This is a genomic window from Sphingopyxis sp. (assembly GCF_050725655.1).
Lineage (GTDB): Bacteria > Pseudomonadota > Alphaproteobacteria > Sphingomonadales > Sphingomonadaceae > Sphingopyxis.
Genome location: NZ_JBOHHT010000101.1, coordinates 1 through 3,258, shown reverse-complemented (window position 1 = coordinate 3,258; position 3,258 = coordinate 1). Strand labels below are relative to the sequence as shown.

Genomic DNA, 3,258 nt, shown 5'->3' with positions numbered 1-3,258 from the left:
AAGATACCCTGTCGGGAGGCTGGGAGGGGGAGCGGGCCGGTGCCGCATTCGGGAGCCGCGTCAGCGCGCGACGAGCGCGCCGACGATATGATCGAGCTGCCGGCGGAAGGTCGCATGATCGGGCACGGCATGGACGAGGCCGCGGGCCGTCCAGCATATCGCCTGCGCCATGCTGCCCGCGCGCGACACCGCCGAGCCCGGACCGCTGAACCGGATCGCCTCGGCCATCGCGGCAACCAGCCGGCGCTCGGCGACACGGACCGCCTCGGGCGGATCGCGCTGAAGCATCGCCACGGTTTCGGCACCATGCGGTGACGCATGCAGCGCGTCCATATGCTGGCCTACCCATGCGTCGAGCGCATCGGTCAAACGTTCGACGAGCGTCTTTGCGGGCTGGTGGATGCTGGCGATCGCGTCCTCCAGCGAGCTATCGATCAGGCATTTGGTCGCCCAGCCGATCAAGGCACCCTTCGATCCATGCCGATTATAGAGCGCCTGCCGCGAGACGCCGAGCGCGATGGCAACATCCTCCATCGACGTCTTGCGCAGACCATAGCGCGCGAATGTTGCGACAATCGGATCGAGAGGAAAATCGCCCGGCATGAGGGGAATTTTACAGTTTATACCAGAATTGTAAAATTGATAAAAACGCGCACCCATGATGCCGGACGGGTTCGCTTGGGCTGGCGGTGGGGGGCCGGCTGGGCTAGCGGATAGCCATGTCGCTCACATCCGATCTCAACCTCGCCAATCGCCTCGCCGACGCCGCTGGCGAAGCGATCCGTCCGCTCTTTCGCGCCGCCTTCGCGCATGAGGCCAAGCCCGACGCCTCGCCCGTGACCGAGGCCGACCGCGCCGCCGAGGCGGCGATGCGCCGCCTGCTCGATGCCGAAGCGCCGCGCGACGGGATCATCGGCGAGGAATATGGCGCCGAACGCGCCGACGCGCCGCGCCAGTGGGTGCTCGACCCGATCGACGGCACAGTCAGCTTCATGGCGGGGCGGCCGATCTTCGGCACACTGATCGCGCTCTTGCAGGACGGCTGGCCCATTCTCGGCATCATCGACCAGCCGATCAGCGGCGAACGCTGGGTCGGCGCGCTGGGGCAGCCAACGCTGTTCAACGGCAAGCCCGCGCGCACGCGCACGTGCCGCGAGCTGGCCGACGCGGTACTCGCGACCACCGGCCCGCAATATTTCGCCGATCATGACGCCGAGCATTTCATGGCACTCGCGGCCAAGACCGCACATAAACGGCTGATCTTCGGCGGCGACTGCTATAATTACGGGCTGCTGGCGAGTGGCCATGTCGACCTGGTGGTCGAGGCGGGGCTGAAGCTCCACGACTTTGCCGCGCTCGTTCCCGTCGTCGAAGGCGCGGGCGGGACGATGTGCGACTGGAACGGCGACCCGCTCAACGCCGACAGTGCGGGGCATGTCATCGCACTGGGCGATCCCGCGCGGCTCGAGGATGTGATCGAGGGGCTCGCCTGCCACCACTGATAGGGAAGGGAACTGGATATGACTTTCGAAGGCAGCTGCCACTGCGGCGCGGTAAGTTATACGGTCGAGGGCGATATTCCCGACACGGCGATGAGCTGCAATTGCTCGCACTGTCGGCGCAAGGGCTTTCTGCTCGCCTTCGTCCCGCTCGACCAGTTCCGGCTAACCAGCGGAAGCGACAAGCTCGAATCCTACCAGTTCAACAAGCATAATATCGACCATCAATTCTGCACTGACTGCGGGTGCCAGGGCTTCTCGGTCGGGACCGGTCCCTCGGGCGAGAAGATGGCCGCGGTCAATCTGCGCTGCGTCCCCGACGCCGACCTCGATGCGCTCACGATCCACAAGGTCGACGGCGCGAGCTTCTAGCGCGCTGTCTATTCCGTCACTGGACCGCCGATCGACCAGATATGGCCAAAGGGATCGGTGACCTGGCCATAGCGCTGGCCCCAGAACTGGTTGTCGAGCGGAAAGCGGATGGTGGCGCCGGCGGCGAGCGCCCGCTCCCACGCCGCATCGGCATCGGCGACGTCGAGGTGCAGCCCGACCCCTGCGGGCGGGGGCGAGCCCTGGCCGTCCCCCATTTCGGGAAAATCATCGTTGAGCATCAGCGGGCCGCCATGGAGTTCGAGATGCGCGTGCATGATCCGTTTGCCGTCATCGGCCATATGGCGACCGCTCGGCCGCGCCAAATGCCTCGACATAGAAATCGATCGCTTCGCTCGCACGATTGTCGCGGATCGTCAGGTGGGGGACGATCCCCACCATCGCGCGATATTCTGCCGACATGCGACTCGCTCCCTCGATTGTGCCGAAATGCCTTTTACACCGCGCGCTCGCGTCCGGGAACAAGCTTGCATTTCCGGGCGAATCCCCCTAAGCGCCCCGCTTCCGATTGTGTCGGCTGGCTGAAAGGGCTGCCAGGCCGATACGCAAACGGACTTCCAAAGGAGACCAAAATGCCCAAAATGAAGACCAAGAGCGGTGTGAAGAAACGCTTCAAATTCACCGCTTCGGGCAAGGTGAAGCACGGCGTCGCCGGCAAGCGTCACCGCCTGAGCAGCCATAATGCAAAATATATCCGCACCAACCGCGGCACCAGCGTGCTCAGCGATTCGGATGTGGCCCATGTGCGCCTCTGGGCGCCCTACGGCCTGAAGTAAGGAGCGCTAAGGCATGTCACGCATCAAACGCGGCGTCACCACGCGCGCCAAGCACAAACGCGTATTGGAACAGGCGAAGGGCTTTTACGGCCGTCGCAAGAACACCATTCGTATCGCCAAGCAGGCGGTCGAAAAGGCCGGCCAATATGCCTATCGCGACCGCAAGGTTAAGAAGCGGAATTTCCGCGGTCTGTGGATCCAGCGCATCAACGCCGCGGTCCGCGCCGAGGGCCTCACCTATTCGCAGTTCATGCACGGCGTGAAGCTGGCCGGGATCGAGCTTGACCGCAAGGTCATGGCCGACCTCGCGATGAACGAAGGCACGGTCTTCACGACGATCATCGCCCAGGCAAAGGCGGCGCTGCCCAAGGCAGCCTGACGCTTTCGGCCAGGCGAAACGAAACAAGGGCGGTCCCGCTGGGGCCGCCCTTTTTCTTTGCGGTTATCAGGGCCGCAATGGCAGCTTTCGGTGGTGGGTTCAACGTGTGGCGGCAACACATGCCTGAAAGCGCTCGGCGGGTGTTTGGTAGTCGAGCGTTTTTCGAGGTCGTTCGTTGAGCTGCCGTGCAACGGCACTCAGCTTGGCCTGACTA

General features: G+C 64.1%; 7 protein-coding genes and 1 pseudogene. 4 read left to right on the top strand and 4 right to left on the bottom strand.

Features of this window, described 5'->3' with window-relative positions; genetic code table 11:
* Positions 1-60 precede the first annotated feature (60 nt).
* A complete protein-coding gene (locus ACREBX_RS15560; protein WP_431562647.1) occupies positions 61-603 on the bottom strand; it encodes a TetR/AcrR family transcriptional regulator in 543 nt (180 codons plus the stop codon).
* A 116-nt stretch (positions 604-719) separates the two neighbouring features.
* Here ACREBX_RS15560 and hisN point away from each other — a divergent pair, with 116 nt between their 5' ends.
* Positions 720-1,502, top strand: coding sequence for a histidinol-phosphatase (gene hisN, locus ACREBX_RS15555; protein WP_431562646.1), 783 nt, complete (start codon positions 720-722; stop codon positions 1,500-1,502).
* Positions 1,503-1,520: 18 nt separating this feature from the next.
* Positions 1,521-1,871 carry a GFA family protein gene (locus ACREBX_RS15550; protein ID WP_431562645.1) on the top strand — a complete coding sequence of 117 codons (351 nt, stop codon included), beginning with the start codon at positions 1,521-1,523 and terminating at the stop codon, positions 1,869-1,871.
* A gap of 8 nt (positions 1,872-1,879) precedes the next feature.
* Here ACREBX_RS15550 and ACREBX_RS15545 read toward each other — a convergent pair whose 3' ends face one another.
* A complete protein-coding gene (locus ACREBX_RS15545) occupies positions 1,880-2,170 on the bottom strand; it encodes a VOC family protein (RefSeq protein ID WP_431562644.1) in 291 nt (96 codons plus the stop codon).
* Entirely contained in the window at positions 2,160-2,291 is a 132-nt protein-coding gene (locus ACREBX_RS15540) for a hypothetical protein (RefSeq protein ID WP_431562643.1), read from the bottom strand. Before ACREBX_RS15540 ends, ACREBX_RS15545 begins: the two co-directional genes overlap by 11 nt.
* A gap of 170 nt (positions 2,292-2,461) precedes the next feature.
* On the opposite strand from ACREBX_RS15540, the gene rpmI reads away from it, so the two are divergent.
* Both rpmI and rplT read left to right on the top strand, forming a co-directional pair.
* Complete coding sequence (rpmI, locus tag ACREBX_RS15535) at positions 2,462-2,665, top strand: 50S ribosomal protein L35 (RefSeq protein ID WP_167920064.1); 204 nt, start codon at positions 2,462-2,464, stop codon at positions 2,663-2,665.
* A 13-nt stretch (positions 2,666-2,678) separates the two neighbouring features.
* Positions 2,679-3,044, top strand: a complete 366-nt coding sequence (gene rplT, locus ACREBX_RS15530; RefSeq protein WP_137752332.1) for a 50S ribosomal protein L20 — start codon at positions 2,679-2,681, stop codon at positions 3,042-3,044.
* Between the two features lie 99 nt (positions 3,045-3,143).
* Here rplT and ACREBX_RS15525 read toward each other — a convergent pair.
* A pseudogene (locus ACREBX_RS15525) lies at positions 3,144-3,258 on the bottom strand (IS30 family transposase); the annotation flags it as partial.